Origin of the sequence: Pseudomonas sp. NY15372 (assembly GCF_048068215.1) — a bacterium.
Classification (GTDB): domain Bacteria; phylum Pseudomonadota; class Gammaproteobacteria; order Pseudomonadales; family Pseudomonadaceae; genus Aquipseudomonas; species Aquipseudomonas guariconensis_A.
Genome location: NZ_JBLUPY010000001.1, coordinates 285,727 through 303,069, shown reverse-complemented (window position 1 = coordinate 303,069; position 17,343 = coordinate 285,727). Strand labels below are relative to the sequence as shown.

Annotated in this window: 15 protein-coding genes; 7 read left to right on the top strand and 8 right to left on the bottom strand. The window is 64.1% G+C overall.

Annotated features, from left to right (window positions below; genetic code table 11):
* Window positions 1-28: 28 nt before the first annotated feature.
* From ACNFG0_RS01350 to ACNFG0_RS01330, 5 genes are all read right to left on the bottom strand, one after another.
* Complete coding sequence (locus ACNFG0_RS01350; RefSeq protein WP_416763834.1) at window positions 29-1,441, bottom strand: DOPA decarboxylase; 1,413 nt, start codon at window positions 1,439-1,441, stop codon at window positions 29-31.
* A 201-nt stretch (window positions 1,442-1,642) separates the two neighbouring features.
* Window positions 1,643-2,587: a LysR family transcriptional regulator gene (locus tag ACNFG0_RS01345; protein WP_196143069.1), complete on the bottom strand. Its 945-nt coding sequence runs from the start codon at window positions 2,585-2,587 to the stop codon at window positions 1,643-1,645.
* 112 nt (window positions 2,588-2,699) lie between these two features.
* Window positions 2,700-3,410 (bottom strand): YebC/PmpR family DNA-binding transcriptional regulator, encoded by a 711-nt coding sequence (locus ACNFG0_RS01340; RefSeq protein ID WP_196143070.1) that lies wholly within the window; start codon window positions 3,408-3,410, stop codon window positions 2,700-2,702.
* 194 nt (window positions 3,411-3,604) lie between these two features.
* A complete protein-coding gene (locus ACNFG0_RS01335) occupies window positions 3,605-4,996 on the bottom strand; it encodes an FAD-dependent oxidoreductase (protein WP_196166279.1) in 1,392 nt (463 codons plus the stop codon).
* A gap of 12 nt (window positions 4,997-5,008) precedes the next feature.
* A complete protein-coding gene (locus ACNFG0_RS01330) occupies window positions 5,009-6,325 on the bottom strand; it encodes an MFS transporter (protein WP_196154351.1) in 1,317 nt (438 codons plus the stop codon).
* A 263-nt stretch (window positions 6,326-6,588) separates the two neighbouring features.
* Here ACNFG0_RS01330 and ACNFG0_RS01325 point away from each other — a divergent pair, with 263 nt between their 5' ends.
* Both ACNFG0_RS01325 and ACNFG0_RS01320 read left to right on the top strand, forming a co-directional pair.
* Window positions 6,589-7,458, top strand: coding sequence for a LysR substrate-binding domain-containing protein (locus tag ACNFG0_RS01325; RefSeq protein WP_196143073.1), 870 nt, complete (start codon window positions 6,589-6,591; stop codon window positions 7,456-7,458).
* 197 nt (window positions 7,459-7,655) lie between these two features.
* Window positions 7,656-8,027 carry a DUF2784 domain-containing protein gene (locus tag ACNFG0_RS01320; protein WP_416763832.1) on the top strand — a complete coding sequence of 124 codons (372 nt, stop codon included), beginning with the start codon at window positions 7,656-7,658 and terminating at the stop codon, window positions 8,025-8,027.
* Here the strand turns inward: ACNFG0_RS01320 and tam are convergent.
* Both tam and ACNFG0_RS01310 read right to left on the bottom strand, forming a co-directional pair.
* Window positions 8,017-8,793 (bottom strand): trans-aconitate 2-methyltransferase, encoded by a 777-nt coding sequence (gene tam, locus ACNFG0_RS01315; protein ID WP_416763831.1) that lies wholly within the window; start codon window positions 8,791-8,793, stop codon window positions 8,017-8,019. The two genes, ACNFG0_RS01320 and tam, sit on opposite strands and share 11 nt — an antisense overlap.
* Before the next feature lie 64 nt (window positions 8,794-8,857).
* A complete protein-coding gene (locus ACNFG0_RS01310) occupies window positions 8,858-9,397 on the bottom strand; it encodes an RrF2 family transcriptional regulator (protein ID WP_416763830.1) in 540 nt (179 codons plus the stop codon).
* 300 nt (window positions 9,398-9,697) lie between these two features.
* Between ACNFG0_RS01310 and ACNFG0_RS01305 the strand changes: the two genes are divergently transcribed.
* Both ACNFG0_RS01305 and ACNFG0_RS01300 read left to right on the top strand, forming a co-directional pair.
* Window positions 9,698-10,900, top strand: coding sequence for an NAD(P)/FAD-dependent oxidoreductase (locus ACNFG0_RS01305; RefSeq protein ID WP_416763829.1), 1,203 nt, complete (start codon window positions 9,698-9,700; stop codon window positions 10,898-10,900).
* Window positions 10,901-11,137: 237 nt separating this feature from the next.
* A complete protein-coding gene (locus tag ACNFG0_RS01300) occupies window positions 11,138-12,799 on the top strand; it encodes a methyl-accepting chemotaxis protein (protein WP_416763827.1) in 1,662 nt (553 codons plus the stop codon).
* A gap of 148 nt (window positions 12,800-12,947) precedes the next feature.
* Here the strand turns inward: ACNFG0_RS01300 and ACNFG0_RS01295 are convergent, their stop codons facing one another.
* Window positions 12,948-14,354, bottom strand: a complete 1,407-nt coding sequence (locus ACNFG0_RS01295; protein WP_196154357.1) for a purine-cytosine permease family protein — start codon at window positions 14,352-14,354, stop codon at window positions 12,948-12,950.
* Between the two features lie 315 nt (window positions 14,355-14,669).
* Here ACNFG0_RS01295 and ACNFG0_RS01290 point away from each other — a divergent pair, with 315 nt between their 5' ends.
* The 3 genes from ACNFG0_RS01290 to ACNFG0_RS01280 all read left to right on the top strand — a co-directional run bounded on the left by ACNFG0_RS01290 (window position 14,670) and on the right by ACNFG0_RS01280 (window position 17,330).
* Window positions 14,670-15,155: a flavin reductase family protein gene (locus ACNFG0_RS01290; RefSeq protein WP_196143078.1), complete on the top strand. Its 486-nt coding sequence runs from the start codon at window positions 14,670-14,672 to the stop codon at window positions 15,153-15,155.
* A gap of 131 nt (window positions 15,156-15,286) precedes the next feature.
* Window positions 15,287-16,330 carry an LLM class flavin-dependent oxidoreductase gene (locus ACNFG0_RS01285; RefSeq protein ID WP_196143079.1) on the top strand — a complete coding sequence of 348 codons (1,044 nt, stop codon included), beginning with the start codon at window positions 15,287-15,289 and terminating at the stop codon, window positions 16,328-16,330.
* A gap of 403 nt (window positions 16,331-16,733) precedes the next feature.
* Window positions 16,734-17,330: an amino acid synthesis family protein gene (locus tag ACNFG0_RS01280; RefSeq protein ID WP_084853534.1), complete on the top strand. Its 597-nt coding sequence runs from the start codon at window positions 16,734-16,736 to the stop codon at window positions 17,328-17,330.
* The last annotated feature ends 13 nt before the right edge of the window (window positions 17,331-17,343 follow it).

Below are 17,343 nucleotides of genomic sequence, written 5' to 3'. Positions count from 1 at the left end.
TATCAGGCCGCAATGCAGGCTTGTGCGCTCAAGCCTTGACGATCCCCAGCAGATTCGCCCACAACCGCTCCACATCTGCCCGCTCGGTCGGCAGCGCCCCCACCGATACCCGCACCATCCAGCGCCCATCCAAGGTCGCCGGTGTCACATAGGCATCGCCGGAGCCATTGAGCCGATCCGCCCAGGCGCGGGTATGCGCATCCAGGGCTTCACCTGCCAGCCCCGCAGGCCGATGGCGAATACACAGCGTCTGTAACTGCACGGGCGCCAACAGCTCCCATTCTGGTGCGGCCTCGACCTGCTCGGCCAACCAGCGGGCGTTGTCCAGGTCGCGGCGTAGACGTTGCTGTAGGGCCTCGACCCCTTCGCTGCGCAGCATGAACCACAGTTTCAAGGCACGGAACCGCCGGCCCAGGGGGATACCCCAGTCGCGCAGGTTCTTCACCTCCCCGTCCACCGCCGACTGCAGGTAACTGGGGTTGGTGCTCATCACCCGGATCAGGTGCTGGGGGTCGCGTACGTAGTAAATCGAGCAGTCGAAGGCCACACCCAGCCATTTGTGGGCATTGACCACCACCGAGTCGGCCAGCTCGATGCCGTCCCACATCCAGCGGCATTCGGGCAGGATCATCGCCGAGCCGGCCATGGCCGAGTCGACGTGCAACCACAGCGAATGCGCCTGGGTGATGGCGCCGATAGCGGCCAGCGGGTCCAGGGCGGTGGTGGCTGTGGTCCCGGTGGTGGCGACCACGGCACAGGGCTGGTTGCCTGCGGCCAGGTCCTGCTCGATGGCCGCCTGCAGCGCGTCTGGACGCATGGCGAAACGTTCGTCGGTAGGAATCAGGCGGATGTTCTGGCGACCGAAACCGGCCAGCAACGCCGCCTTGTCCACCGAGCTGTGGGCATGGGCGCTGACATACACCACCAAGGGTTTCTCCTGGGCCTGCAGCCCGCCACGCACCAGGGCATAGTCGGTGGCCCGCTCACGAGCGCAGATCAACGCGACCAAGGTGCTGGTGGATGCGGTGTCCTGGATCACCCCGCTCCACTGCGCCGACAGGCCCAGCAACTGGCGTAGCCAGTCGAGGGTGGTTTCCTCCAGCTCACTGAGCGCTGGGCTGGACTGCCACGACAGGCCCAGCACGCCCAGCCCGGTGCTGAGGAAGTCGCCCAGTACCGAGGACAAGGTGCCGTTGGAGGGGAAGTAGCCGTAGAAGTCCGGGTGTTGCCAGTGGGACAGCCCAGGCATCAGCAGCTTGTCGACATCGGCGAGGATCGCCTCGAACGGCTCGCCCTGTTGCGGTGCCCCCGCAGGCAAGGCGGCCTTGAGGTAGCCAGGCTCGACCTGGGCCATGACCGGGCGCTCGGCAACCGTTTGGCGGTAGTCGGCGATCAGGTCGATCAGTTGGTGGCCGTATTGGCGAAAGTCTTCTGGGGTCACGTGCGCGCTCCTGGGAAATCCTGGTGGTCAGTGCAGGCCCAATCGCGGGGCAAGCCCACTCCCACGCCGACTTATAGGAACATACCCCAACAGGGTTGCCCAGTTTGTGGGAGCGGGCTCGTCCCGCGATAAGGCCCGCCTCGTACCCAAGAGTCTAGGCGCGCTCTATCTTTGGGAAGAACCCCGCTTCGCGCATAGCTGCTATGGCGAAGGCGCATGCCCGCCCTGTACGCCGAACTGCGACTGGCGCCACAGCTCGAACACCCGGTTGCGCAACCAACGGTGCTCGGCCGAGGCCTGCAGCCGCTGGTGCCAGACCACCCAGTAACGCTGGGTATGGTCGATGAAACCCAGTGGCCGCCAGGCCAGCGGGTGCAGGCGACACAACTGGCGAGCGATATGCTCGGGCACGGTGGCCAGGCCCTGGCCATTGCCGATCACCTGCACCGCGGCGCAGAAGAACGGCACTTGCAAGCCGATCCGTCGCTGCAGCCCTTGGGCACGCAGGTGGCGGTCGATGAAACTGTCCTTGTCGCCACCGCCGGAGATACGCACATGTTTGAACGCCAGGTAGTCGTCCTGGCTCACGCTGTCGAGTGCGGTCAATGGGTGATCTTGACGCATCAGGCACACCGCCCGGTCCTCGCCCAGCAAACGCCCGTGCAGGTTGGGCGGCGACTCATCGAACAAGGTGGTGGCCAGGTCGATCTCGCCGCTGGCCAGCAGGGCGTACTGGCCGGCCTGCCAGGTGCGGTACTCCAGAGTCACCCCGGGGGCTTCGCGCTCCAGGGCGGTGACCAGCAACGGCAGCATGTGCTCGGCCACATAGTCCGAGGCCGCCAGGCAGAAGCGTCGCTCGCAGCGCGCCGGGTCGAAGACCGCCGGTTGGCGCAGGGCCTGCAATTCTTCCAGTACCTGCCGCAGGGGCTCGACCAGGGACTCGGCGTGCTCGCTGAGCACGTAGCCGCGGCCCTGGCGCACCAGCAAGGGGTCGTCGAAGGCGTCGCGCAGGTTAGCCAGCTGCCGGCTCAGGGCCGACTGGCTGCAGCCCAGGCGCTCGGCGGCGTGGCTGAGGTTCTTCAGGTGCAGGAGGCAGTCGAGGGTGCGCAGGTGCGCGAGGCTGAGGGAGGCGAAGGCGGGATTCATTGATGGGGGTTCCGGCGAGGGCTGCGCCCTCGAACGCGGAACAAGCCCGCTCCACACAAGGGCTGCAGTAGACCTGTGGGAGCGGGCTGGCCCCGCGATTGACGCCCGCTGATCAGTCAGTCAGGCCGACATAGACGTTCTGCACGTCGTCATGGTTGTCGATCGCCTCGAGGAAGGCCTCGACCTCGGCCAGGGCCTCGGCGCTCAGGCTGGCCGCGCTGACCGGGTTCTTCGGGGTGTAGCCGATCTTCGCCGAGGTCACGGTGAAACCGTGCTCCGGCAGGGCTTTCTGCACGGCATCCAGGTCGGTGGTATCGGTGATGAACAGGGTCGAGCCCTCTTCCTCGCCTTCCTCGAAGTCCTGGGCACCCGCTTCGATGGCAGCCAGTTCAGGGTCGGCATCGCCGTTTGGCGTCGCCTCGATCAGGCCGACATGGTTGAAGTCCCAGGCGACCGAGCCGCTGGCACCGAGCTGGCCCTTGCGGAAGGCCACGCGGATTTCGGCGACGGTACGGTTGATGTTGTCGGTCAGGCATTCGACGATCAGCGGTACCTGGTGCGGGGCGAACCCTTCGTAGGTCACTGCATGGTACTGCACCGAGTCGCCGTCCAGGCCCGCGCCCTTGCGGATGGCGCGCTCGAGGGTTTCACGGGTCATCGAGGCCTTCTTGGCCTGTTCCACGGCCAGGCGCAGGCGCGGGTTCATGTCCGGATCGGCGCCGGATTTGGCAGCGATCTGAATTTCCTTGGCCAGCTTGCCCATGATCTTGCCCTTGGCGTTGGCTGCGGCTTCTTTATGCTTGGCTTTCCACTGTGCGCCCATGTCGACTCTCTTTGTTTCAGCGGCCGGTTCAGGAAGCGACCGGCCAAAAAGTGGGAGCAGTTTATACGCCCTCGCCCACTGGATCGACAAGAAATCTCGACGAGGCTGCTGCGCAACCCAATCGCGGGACAAGCCCGCGCCTACAGGACGACCCTGTGGGAACGGGCTTGTCCCGCAATTGGGGCGCAGCGATATCAGGCTTTGTCGGCCTTGCCCGCCGCCGCCGCGAACCGCGCCAGGCGCACGTCCAGGCGCCGCGGCCGTACACCGCGGTCCTCGGCGTGCTCCTTGCGACGGATGGCATTGCGCACCATCAACGACCCCAGGTAACGGATCGGCTCCGGCGGAAACTGGCCCAACGGCCCCTTGACCAGCGGCGAGCGTGTCCAGGGGTTGTCCTGCCCCAGAGCCAGCGATGACAAGATCTGCCCCCCCATGTGGCATGGCCCCACACCGCTGCCGGAATAACCGAAGCCATAGAACACGTTGCCCTGCCCATCCAAGCGGCCGAAGAACGGCAAGCCGGTCACCGAGCGGTCGGACGGGCCGTTCCAACTGGCCGCCAGCGGCACGTCGGCCAGGGCCGGGAAGAACTCGCCTAGGCTCTCGCGCAACAACGGCCGGTAAGGCGACGGTTGGTCGAACACCGGCAACATGCGCCCGCCATAGGCGAAGGTGTTGCCACCTTTGCCGAGCATCAGCCGCCCGTCGCTGGTGTTGTGGTAGTAGTGCACGAAAATCCGTGAATCAAGCACGCTCACGCCGCTGACCAGGCCGATCTCACGCAGCAGTTCCGGGCACGGCTCGGTGATCACCATGTCGCTGGAAACGATCGCCACGCTGCGTTCGAACTGCGGGAAGGCCCGCGCCATCCAGGCATTGAGGCCCAGTACCACGCGGTCGGCGCGAATGGTGCCCTGGCGGGTGCGTACCTGTACCGGCGCACCATGCTCCAACCCCGTCATTGCGGTACCTTCATGGATGCGTACCCCGCGTGCCAGGGCCACCCGCCGCAGGCCGCGCACCAGCCGGCCCGGTTGCACCGTGGCAGCGGCCGGCGAATACCAGCCCTCCAGGTGCCGGGTGGACCCGGCGAGGCGTTGCACCTGTTCCAGCGGCAAGCGCTGGAACGAATTGATCCCCTTGCTTTCCAGGGCTGCGATCACCGCATCGGTGCCGCCGACCTGGGCCTGGTTGGTCGCGGTGTACAAGGTGCCGTCCAGGCGGTAGTCGCACTGGATACCGTTGGCCGCGCAGAACTCGCCGATGGCGGTGATGCTGCGCTCCGACTCACGCACCAGGCGCACCGCCTCGGCCACCCCGAACAGGCGTTCGAGGGTGAAGTACTTGGCCGACCATGACAATGCACATCCGCCGTTCCGGCCGCTGGCCCCGGCACCGCATATATCCGCCTCGATCAGCAGTACATCCAGCGAGGGAGCCTGTTCCTTGATCATCAGCGCAGTCCACAACCCCGTATAGCCACCGCCGACGATGCACACGTCGCAACGCGCGTCACCGGGGAGCGGCGGGCATGGCGGCTCGTCTTCCATGTCCAGGGCCTGTTGCAGCCAGAACGGTCTCATTTATTACATTCCTCAAGTACGCGCAGGCTTGATCGCCATCGCTGTGTTCGGGGCCACGTCATTGGCCGCCACCAGGCTGGCCGGGCGGCTGTTCCAGTGCGGCAGCAACACCAGGGCGGAGAACAGGGCAGTACAGGCGAAGACGATGAACACGGTGACGCTGTCGAAGTACCCCGGCAGCAGGCCGCCCAGCACTGCGCCCACCGAGCCGCAACCGTTGACGAAACCTGCAGCGGTGGCGCCGGCCTTGGCGGTGCCGAAGTCGATCGCTGCGGCGCCGCTGATCATCGAGTCCGGCCCGTACAGGGTCAGGCCCATGACGAACAGCAAGGCCACGACCAAGACCACGCTACCGGTGTGCATGGCACCCATGAAGCCGGCCAGCACGAGGGTCAGCAACACCAGGCTGATCACGCAGGCCGGCATGCGCCGTGCACCGAACAGCTTGTCCGAAGCCAGGCCGATGAGGATCGGCCCAAGCAGGCCGGCCAGTTCGAAAGCCGTAGGGATGATGGCTGCGCCCACCTTGCCCACCGAAGGCATTTGCTCGAAGACGATCACCGGCCCCCACAGCAAAATGGCGTAGCGCGCTGGCTTGAGCATGAAATAGGCAAGGCCCAGGGTCAGCACCGTGCGATTACGCAGGATTTCCTTCAGCGGCGCCCAGACGCTGCACAGGTTCGAGCCCGGCGCCATGCTCTGCGGCTCGGGTTCCACCGCCTGCAAACCGACATCCTCGGGCTTGTTGCGCTGGAAGATGAAGAACAGCACCGCCACGCCCGCCACCACCGCGGCGCTGGAGAAGAAGGCCGCGTGCCAGGTGCCGACCAGGGTGTAAGCCCACCAACCGGCAAACGGCGAAGCCACCAGGCCACCGAAGGCGTAGCAGGAGCTCCACAGGCCCAGAACCCGCCCGCGCTGTACCGCCGGGAAGAAACTGCCGATGTTCTTGCACAACCCCGCCCAGCCGGTGGATTGCGCCAGACCCTGGATCAGCATGCAGGTGGCGAAGATCGGGAAGGTCGCATAGCTGCCCATGACCACAGCCGCTGCGGCGGAAATCAACAGGCCACCCAGTACCACCACGCGCGGACCGAAGCGGTCGGCGAGCATGCCCCAGGTGAACTGGCCCACGGCGTAGGCCGCCAGGTAGATCGCGTCGAGGTTGGCCATTGCGGCCTTGTCGAGCATGAACGTCGGGTCTTCACCGATGCCGAGTTTGGCGACCGAGAAGGCCTTGCGGGTGAAGTAGAAGGCGGCGTATGCCAACCAGGTGATTGCGAAGATCTGGACGCGCCAGCGCTTCATGGCCGCTAGGGATTGATTCATTTGACTCTGACCTCTTGCTCGAGTGTGCCGGCAGAATGTGAAAAAACGCCTGTTTTGTTGTTGTGTTGCGCACTGCATGACGAGAAGGACCGTCATTGGTCAGATGGCATCGGCGGTCGGGCGTGACCGGGGCAATGCCATGGCCCCGGGTGGTTGCTTTTGGCAACGCCGCTGGGCTGTCGAACATGGAACCAGTTGGTGACTGATAAATAAAATCGATTTATCGTATTTCACACATAAGCTCAGCTTGTTACGGAGTGGTCATGTCAGTCTCCCACGCTCAACTCAAGGCCTTTCACGCGGTTGCCGAGCAAGGCAGCTTCACCCGTGCTGCGGAAAAACTGTTCCTCACCCAGCCGGCCGTCTCCGATCAGGTGCGCAAGCTCGAGGAACGTTTCGGTGTGCTGCTGTTCCATCGCAACAAACGCTCGGTGCAGCTGACCGACCTGGGCGAGCGCCTGCTGGGCGTCACCCAGCGGCTGTTCGCCTGCGAAACCGAGGCGGTGGAGCTGCTGCAGGACTCCCGCGCCCTGCACACCGGCAGCCTGGTGCTGGCGGTGGACGCCCCGGTCCACGTTCTGCCGCAGATCGCCCGATTCTGCCAGCGCTACCCGGGCATCCAGGTGAAGATCGAAACGGGCAACACCGACGAATCCCTGGCCCGTCTGTTCAGCTACCAGGCCGACCTGGCCCTGCTCGGGCGCGATGTCGATGACGAGCGGCTGTTCTGCGTGCCCATGCGCCGCGACCCGATGGTGGCGTTCGTCTCGCGCAATCACCCCTGGGCCAGCCGCAGCTCGATCAACCTTGCCGACCTGGACGATACCCCGTTGGTGCTGCGTGAACCGGGCTCGGTGACCCGCCAGACGCTCGAGGAAGAAATGCAGCGTGCCGGCCTGCGCATCCGCCCAGCGATCCAGGTAGAAGGCCGTGAGGCGGCACGGGAAGCGGTGGTGGTAGGCATCGGTGTGGGCGTGGTGTCGGCCGCCGAGTTCGGGGCGGATGCTCGAGTATGCGCGCTGCCGATCCTCGATTGCCAACGGCACCTGACCGAGACCCTGGTGTGCCTGAGCGAACAGCGCACCCGGCGGGTGGTGGCGACCTTCCTGCAGATGGTGCAAGACGAAAGTTGATGGGCGCGAAAGCCCGCTCTCCGACGGGCGGCGATAATGCTGTGGGGCAGCGGTCCGACTTGTCCTGCGACTAGCGCGGGCCCAATATCACTGTCGCCCTTGATCGCAAGACCAGCCCGCTCCCACAAGTCCCGCAAAATCAACTAGTTATGCATTGTTCTATGCTGGTATGAATTTCCGTGCCGCGGGTACACAGCATGCTCTCCCGCCTCGCCGCCGACGCCCTGGTTCTCCTGCACCTGGCGTTCATCCTGCTGGTGTTGTTCGGTGGACTCCTGGTCATCAAGTGGCGCCCTGCCCTGTTCATCCACCTGCCGGCCATGGCCTGGGGGCTGGCGGTGGAGTGTCTGCATCTAGGCTGTCCGCTGACCGGCTGGGAAAACCGTCTGCGCGCCGCCGCAGGCCAGGCTGGCTACCAGGGCGGCTTCATCGAGCATTACATCTGGCCGATGATCTACCCCGCCGGGCTGACGCCACAGGTCCAGGCTCTGCTGGGCCTGTTCATATTGGTGCTCAACCTCGGCGTGTACGGCTACGTCTACTGGCGCTGGCGCCGCACTAGCGGGTAGCGACAACGAACAGTCGCGGGAACGGCAACAGCACCTTGCCGTCGCTGGCAGGCGGGTAGTCTTGCTGCATCGCCTGCAGGTAGAGCTGCAGAAAGTCCGCCTGCTCCCGCTCATCCAGCCGCGCCAGGTACGGTCGCAGGGCTGAGCCTTTGAACCACTCCACGACCGCCTCGGCGCCACCGGCCAACGGGTGGTGGTAGGTCGTACGCCAGACATCCACACGAGCGCACAGCGGGCTGAGCAGGTCGTAATAGAACGCTGCATTGTGCCGCGGCGGCAGTAACAAATCGGCGAATTTGTCCGCCCACGGCCCTTGGCCGGCGATCTCGCGCAACTGCCGATGGGCAGGTTCATCGATGTTGTCCGGCGTTTGCACGGCCAGGCTGCCGCCCTCGGTCAACTGACGAACCAGATGAGGATAGAGGGTGCCGTGGTCGGGTAACCATTGCAGCGAAGCGTTAGCCAGGATCAGGTCTTGCGGCTCGCTGGCCGTCCAACTGGCGATATCGCCGATTTCGCACCGCACCTGCGGTACGCACAGGCGCCGCCGCTGGCGCGCCTTGTCGATCATGTCCGGGTCGCTGTCCAGGGCCACCACCATGGCATCGGGGTGTTGGCCACGCAGTACTTCGGTGGAGTTGCCCGGGCCGCACCCAAGGTCGGTGGCATGACGCACCGGGCGTGGTGGCACTGCGGCCAGCAGGTCGCGCACGGCGCGGGTGCGCTCATCTTCGAACAGGGAATACTGAGTAGCGGACCACGTCATGACAGGCTCCTTCGACAGGCTGAGTGTCTAGCATAAGCCATTTGCCGCCTTGCCGCGGGGGGCGCTAGGCCTGCGTGACTGGGATGTCGCCGCTGCCCTTGCCCTCACGCCGCTCGCTCATCCAGTCGCTGACCTTCTGGCCGAACTGTGACGGCGCCTTGCGCCCGAAACGCCGCGCCAAGTCGAGGATGGTCTGCTGGGCCAGTGCCTCCTCCATGCGCTTTTGCGCACCCAGCATCACCGCATGGATGGCGCAAGTGCCCTCGGTGGCCCAGGTCGGTGGCGCGCCCTCGAACAAGGTGCAGCGCTCGCGGATCTCGCGGCAGTCGAAGATCTTCTTGGGCCCGTCGATCGCATTGACGATATCGAGCACGGTGATCTCGTCGGAGGGGCGCGCCAGGCGAAAACCACCACGTACGCCTTCGGTGGCCGCCACCAGGCCCGCGCGGGCCAGCTTGGTGAATACCTTGGCCAGGTATTCCTGGGGCACGCCTTGCAGCTCGGCCAGGTCGCGCACGCTGGATTCGCGGCTGTCGCCGCGCTCGTCCACCAGGAACAGCAGGCAATGGATGCCATATTCGACACCGGCACTGTAGAGGGACATATCAATCTCCGACCAAATTTGTCGCAAATTATACGCATTTCCAGCGCGTCAAGCAAAACCCCTCCATAGCCTCAGCCCCTCCCCGATCGACACCGCGCTCTGTAGGAATGGCCTTGCGCCGCGATGAGGCGCGTACCGTCCGGCCTGCAGGGAAGCGAGAACGAACCGACACCCAACGAGACGCTGGCAAGAAATTGCTTGCACTTTATAACTACGACCAATAGAGTCGTAGTTAATCGGCCGACACGCCAATCTGCGCCGAGCATCCTTTTCGCCTTGCAACCCCAACGGAGCTTTCCCATGAACCCACATGTCCTGATCATCGGTGCCGGCTTCGCCGGTGTCTGGAGCGCCCTGAGCGCCGCCCGCCTGCTCGACCAGGCCAAACGCGACGACGTGCGCGTCAGCGTGCTGGCACCACAGCCCGAACTGCGCATTCGCCCACGCTTCTACGAAAGCGACGTGCACGGCATGAAGGCACCGCTGGGTGCGCTGTTCGAGGCGGTGGGCGTGACCTTCATCAAGGGGCAGGCGCACGGCATCGATGCAGATGCACGCACGGTCCGTTATACCGACGCCGACGGCCAACCGCGTCAGATCGGCTACGACCGTCTGATCCTGGCGGCCGGCAGCCAGGTCGCTCGCCCTGCGGTCCCGGGCCTTGCCGAGCACACCTTCGACGTCGACCAGATGGAGTCCGCCATGGTCCTGGAGCGGCACCTGGTCGATCTGGCCAACCAGCCCGCCTCCCCGGCCCGCAATACCGTGGTGGTCTGCGGCGGCGGTTTCACCGGCATCGAAACCGCCACCGAGATGCCTGCCCGACTGCGCGCCATCCTCGGCCAGGACGCGCCGGTCCGCGTGATCGTGGTCGACCGCGGCCCCAGCATCGGTGCGGCATTGGGGGCAGGCATCATCCCGGCGATCGTCGAGGCCTGTGAACAGGCCGGCGTGGAGTGGTTGTCGGGTACGTCGGTAGTGGCGGTGGATGCCGGCGGCGTGACGTTGGATAACGGCGAGTACATCGCCAGCAAGACGGTGATCTGGACGGTCGGTGTCAAGGCCAGCCCCCTGACCGCCCAGGTGCCGGGCGAGCGTGACGGTTTCGGTCGACTGCGGGTGGACGAGCATCTCAAGGTAGCAGGCCAGGCGCATATCTATGCGACCGGCGACGTGGCCTGGGCCGCGGTGGACGATCTTGGCAACCATGCCTTGATGACCTGCCAGCACGCCATCCCCATGGGCCGGCACAGCGGCAACAACGCTGTTGCCGACCTGCTGGGCCTGGCTCCGGTGATGTATCGCCAACCCAAATACGTCACCTGCCTCGACCTCGGCGGCTGGGGCGCGGCATTCAGCGAGGGCTGGGAACGCGAGCTCAAGCTGCAGGGCCAGGAAGGCAAAAACCTCAAGCGCCAGATCAACTCGGTGTGGATCTATCCGCCTGCTGCCGACCGGGCCCAGGCCCTGTCCGCGGCGGATCCACTGATTCCGATCGTGTAAGGACCGAAATGGCGTCCGCTTGATCTGTTTGTAATTCCTTGGAGCCGCTATGCGGCCCATCGCGGGCTTGTCTTGCGATGGGCCGCATAGCGGCTTTTTTCATGCGCCATGGCGCGGTAGAGCGAACATCTGTCCTAGAATGATGGCACTATGTCATCATCCAATAAAAACACTATGACTGGTGAGGACTCAACGCCAACTCGCAACGCATCGAGCGCTTGGATGCGCGCCTGATCCATGCACTCGACACTGCCAACGCCAAGGAACATTCACATGCAACTTCGGAATATGAAAATAGGCATTAGGGCCGCCAGCGTATTCGCTCTATTGGGTGTGCTGGTGCTGATCATGGGCCTGATCGCACTTTACGAAACCCGGAAGATGGACAGCGCCACCGACGAGATACGGGTGAACTGGTTGCCCGCGATCATCTCGCTGGGCGATATCAGCAACGGCCTGGGCCGAGCACGCGCCCTGACCCTGCGCAGCGCGCTGGAAGAGCAGCCTGCCGCGCGCAAGGTCGCCCTGGACAAGATCATCGAAATTAACCAGAAACTGGAAAAAGACCTGAAAGTATATGAAGGCACCATCGTCGACGATGAAGACCGTGCCTTGTTCAACACGTTCATGCAACTGAGCGAACGCTACCATGGGCTTCAGCAATCGATCCGAGATGCCATCGCAGCCGAGCAGTTCGACGAAGCCCGCCGACTGATCAATGGCTCCCTGGCCGAATACGCCGACAGCATGATGAAAGCGCTCGCCGCGGTCATCCAGTACAACGCCCATAATGCCGAGCAGGCATCCTTGCGCAGCAGCACGACATCCGACGAGGCCTTCGGCTTGATCGTCGGTACCTTGATCCTGATCCTGCTTGCCCTGACCGTCATCGCTACCCTTCTTACCCGCAGCATCGTCCTTCCCCTGGCAGACGCCGTGGCAGTAGCCGAGCGCGTGGCCACAGGCGACCTGACCCGCGATATCCAGGTCATCGGCCGCGACGAACCGGCCTTGCTGCTGCGCGCTCTTGGACGCATGCAACAGAGCCTGCGCGAGACCTTGCGCAACATTGCCGCCGCTTCCGACCAGTTGGCCTCGGCCTCCGAAGAGCTGCACACGGTCACCGAGGACACCAGTCGTGGCCTGCACCAGCAAAGCGCCGAAATCGACCAGGCTGCCACCGCGGTCAACCAGATGACCGCCGCTGTCGAGGAAGTGGCCAACAACGCAGTGAGCACCGCCGACGCCTCCAAGGGGGCCGACCAGACTACCCGTGACGGCCGTGACCAGGTCAACCAGGCGCTGGCGTCTATCCAGCACCTGGTCAACGACGTCACCGACACGTCCGGGGAAATCGAACAGCTGGCCAGCAATGCCAATGAAATCAGCCGAGTGCTGGACGTGATCGGTGCCATCGCCGGGCAGACCAACCTGCTGGCGCTCAACGCGGCCATCGAAGCGGCCCGTGCTGGCGAGGCCGGTCGCGGGTTCGCCGTGGTGGCTGATGAAGTGCGCGCCCTCGCCCACCGTACCCAGCAGTCCACGGCGGAGATCGAGCAGATGATCAGTGGTATCCAGTCCGGCACGGAGCGCGCGGTGAGCGCCATGCACACCAGCCAGGGCCGCGCCAACGGCACGCTGGAAGTGGCCCAGTCGGCTGGTCAGGCACTGGAAGTGATCGCCGAGGCCATTGCCTCGATCAACCAACGCAACCTGGTGATCGCCAGCGCCTCGGAAGAGCAGGCCCAGGTGGCCCGCGAGGTGGACCGCAACCTGGTCAATATCCGCGACCTGGCCATGCAGACGTCGGCGGGGGCCAACCAGACCAGCGCCGCAGCCCAGGACCTGTCGCGGCTGGCGGTAGACCTGAACGCGATGGTGGCTCAGTTCAAGCTCTGAACCATTTCGGGACAAGCCCGCTCCTGCAGGATCACGCAAACCTTACCAATGGTGGGTGTCCTGTAGGAGCGGCCTTGTGCCGCGATGGGGCGCGTAGCGGCCCCAATTGCTTACCTGACAGGCATTCGGCATTAGCCCTTCTGTCTGCTTATTCGTTGACACTCACCACCCGGCCCACCTTGGCCGGCGCCTTGCCGCGGGTCGCCAGGCAGTAGTACAGCGGGCAGGTCACCAGCAGCCCGAACAGCCACGACAGGTCCGCCCCTTCCACCAGGTTCGAATACGGGCCGACATACAGCGATGTGTTGGCGAACGGCAACTGCACCAGGATGCCGCAGGCATAGGCAATGATCGCGTGGTGGTTGAAGCGCCCATAGATGCCGCCATCGGCGCGGAAGATCGAGGCGATGTCGTACACGCCCTTCTTGATCAGGTAGAAGTCGATCAGGTTGATCGACGCCCAGGGCACCAGCACCAACAGCAGCGCCAGGATCAGGCCGATGAATTGCCCGATGAAGTCGGCCGAGGCATTGAGCGCCACCAGCCCGCACGCCGCCAGAATCACCGTGGCAAGCACCACCCGTACCTTGACGCTCGGCGTCCACTGGGCCGCGAAGGTCTGGATGGCGGTGACGATCGACAGCACCGCACCGTACAGGTTGAGCGCGTTGTGGCTGATGATGTTGCACAGGAACAGCACCATCAGCACCGGCCCCAGCCAGCCCGTGGCTTGTTCCACCGCCGCCATGGCGTCGGTGCCTTCAGGCACGCACAGCACCGCCACCACCCCGAAGCTGAAGCACAGGATAGTCCCCAAGGTAGCGCCAAAATAGGTGGCCCAGAACGGCCTGGCGATACCCACTTCACGCGGCAGGTAGCGCGAATAGTCGGAGGTATACGGTGAGAAGCTGATCTGCCAGATCACCCCCAGCGATACAGTGGCGACGAACCCGGACAGGTTGAACGCGCCGCGGCTGAAGAAGTCCGCCGGCAGCGCCTGGCTGAACATCATGACGAAGCCTGCCAGCAGCGCCGAGCCCATCACCCAGGTGCCGATGCGGTTGAGAGTATGGATGAAGCGGTAGCCGATCACGCCGATGGCTGTGGCGCTCAGGGCGCCGATGACGATCGCCGTGGGCATCGGCACGCTGGGGGCGATGCCATGGATCGACTTGCCCGCCAGCACGATGTTGGAAATGAAGAACCCGACATAGATCAGTGCGGTGAAGAACACGATCAGCAAGGCGCCGTAACGCCCGAACTGCCCGCGGCTCTGCACCATCTGCGGGATGCCCAGCTGCGGTCCCTGCGCAGAGGCCAGGGCGATGACCACGCCACCCAGCAGATGACCCAGCACGATGGCGAGCAAGCCCCACACCAAGTTCAGGTGGAACACCTGGACCACCATGGCACCGGTGACGATAGGCAGCGGCGCGATGTTGGTACTGAACCAGAGGGTGAACAGGTCGCGCGCCTTCCCATGGCGCTCGGCAGGGGGAACGTAATCGACCGTGTGATTTTCGACAAACTGGTGTTGCGACGACGGTTGGGACATGGTTTTCAGCTCGAAAGGTCGTTTTTTATCTTTGTAGGAAACCGCTCAAGGCGGCCTCTCAGCTGCGCACCATATTATGGTATTCCAAGGTTTTGACAACACTGCACTGCGCTTTTTCGGCGCATCTGATCCGCCTCGCGCCCCGCCTCGAAGCCTCTATTTAGCCGACAAACCCACTGAATTCGCGGCCTTGACCGTTTATCGCCTATGAACCTGTAGGAAAAATTCTGCTTGCAATCGAGGTATTACGGTATACCATCAGACACATCAACGATAAAAACGCGGACCACCGCTGCCCTACCCGAGGAACACGCCATGATCGACGCAACCGTCTACAAGAACGTCCTGGGCTCCTTCCCGTCCGGCGTCACGGTCATCACCACCCTGGACGACGACGGCTCGATCGTCGGCCTCACGGCCAGTGCCTTCTCGTCCCTGTCCATGGACCCGCCACTGGTGCTGTTCTGCCCCAACTACAGCTCCGACTCCTACCCCGTGCTGATCAAACAGAAGCGCTTCGCCATCCACCTGCTTTCCGGTGAACAGCAGGCCGAAGCCTACGCCTTCGCCAAGAAAGGCAAGGACAAGGCCGCTGGCATCGAATGGTCGCTGAGCGAGCTCGGCAACCCGCTGCTGGCCAACGCCACCGCGATCATCGAGTGCGAGCTGTGGCGCGAATACGAAGGCGGTGACCACGCCATCATGGTCGGCAAGGTGCATAACCTGATCGTGCCCGAGGAGGCGCCACGGCCGATGGTCTACTGCCGCGGCAAGATGGCCAGCCTGCCGGCCTTCGCCTGAATCCCCGTTAGACGCAAGGCTCTGTGGGAGCGGGCTTGCCCGCGATCACCGGCAACGCCGGTGCCATGCAGTGATCAGATCTGACCGCCCGCCCCAGGCAGGCGACAACAACAAGCTCCGAGGAAAACCCCATGAAATTTTCGTTGTTCGTGCACATGGAACGTTGGGATGAACAGGTCAGCCACCGCCAGCTGTTCGAAGACCTGACCGAACTGACCCTGATGGCCGAGCGCGGCGGTTTCAGCACCGTATGGATCGGCGAACACCACGCCATGGAGTACACCATTTCGCCCAGCCCCATGCCGCTGCTGGCCTACCTGGCTGCGCGCACCGAGACCATCCGCCTGGGCGCCGGCACCATCATCGCCCCGTTCTGGAATCCGATCCGCGTGGCCGGCGAATGCGCCCTGCTCGATGTGATCAGCAACGGGCGCATGGAAGTGGGCCTGGCCCGGGGCGCCTACCAGTTCGAATTCGACCGCATGGCCAACGGCATGCCCGCCACCGATGGCGGCAAGGCTCTGCGCGAGATGGTCCCGGCGGTACGCCAGCTGTGGCAGGGCGACTATGCCCACGCAGGCGAGGTGTACAACTTCCCAACCTCGACCAGCGTGCCCAAGCCGGTACAGGCAGGCATGCCGCCGATGTGGATCGCGGCCCGCGACCCGGACTCGCACAACTTCGCGGTCAAGCACGGTTGCAACGTCATGGTCACCCCACTGATGAAGGGTGACGAGGAAGTCCTGGACCTGAAGAACAAGTTCCAGGCAGCCCTGGACAACAACCCCGAGGTGCCGCGCCCGCAACTGATGGTGCTGCGCCACACCCACGTGCACAGCCCGGACGAACCGGAGGGCTGGAAGGTCGGCGCCCAGGCCATCTCGCGCTTCTACCGCACCTTCGATGCCTGGTTCGGCAACAAGACGACCCCGGTCAACGGCTTCCTCGAGCCGAGCCCGGAGTCGAAGTTCGCCGAGGTACCAGCATTCGAGCTGGAGAACATCCGCAAGAACACCATGATCGGCACGCCCGAGCAGATCATCGCGCGCATCAAGTACTACCAGGAGCTGGGCGTCGACGAGTTCAGCTTCTGGTGCGACAACAGCCTGCCTCATGCCGAGAAGAAGAAGTCGCTGGAGCTGTTCATCAAAGAAGTGGTGCCGGCGTTCGCCTGAGTTTTGTTAGTTGGGCGCAGGTTTCGATGCTCAAGCGCCTGAGAGATCGAGCGCCGCCCGCGCGGCGCATCGCGAGCTGCGCTCGCTCCTACGTTTGTGTCGGGCCAATTAATCCTGTGGGATTTTCGCGCGGACGCCTTGGCGCCTGACGCGAGACTGTGTTGTGCGAACCAGGCGGTCGCGCGCGCCTGCCACAGGCGTTACTGGCCGTAAACAAACATAGGAGCGAGCGCAGCTCGCGATGCGCCGCGCGGGCGGCGCTCGATTTTCCAGACGTTAAAAATCCCGACCACTGCGCCTTTCATCCGCCCCGTCACATAAATTTCAGGCAACCTCTTGCACAACCAGTATTATGGTATACCATCAGACAACAAGAGCTGATAACCCTCACCAGGAGCCCTCCATGAGTTTCGAAATCCGCAAGATCGTCACCTACTCCGAAGAGACCCGCATCGAAGGCGGCAAGGCCACCGACAAGCCGGTGACCATGGTCGGCCTGGCCGTGGTGATCAAGAACCCATGGGCCGGTCGCGGTTTCGTCGAGGACCTCAAGCCGGAAATCCGCGCCAACTGCTCCGACCTGGGTGCATTGATGGTCGAGCGCCTGTGCGCGGCGATCGGCGGTGCCGACAAGATCGAAGCCTATGGCAAGGCGGCCGTGGTCGGTGCCGACGGCGAGATCGAGCACGCGTCGGCCGTCATCCACACCCTGCGCTTCGGTAATCACTACCGCGAAGCCGTCCAGGCCAAGAGCTACCTGAGCTTCACCAACAAGCGTGGTGGCCCGGGCACCTCGATCCAGATCCCGATGATGCAGAAGGACGACGAAGGCCTGCGTTCGCACTACATCACCCTGGAAATGCAGATCGAAGACGCCCCGCGCGCCGACGAGATCGTCGTGGTCCTGGGCGCGGCCGACGGCGGCCGTCTGCACCCACGCATCGGTAACCGTTACATCGACCTGGAAGAACTGGCCGCCGAGAAGGCCAACGCTCAATAACAACAACCAGACG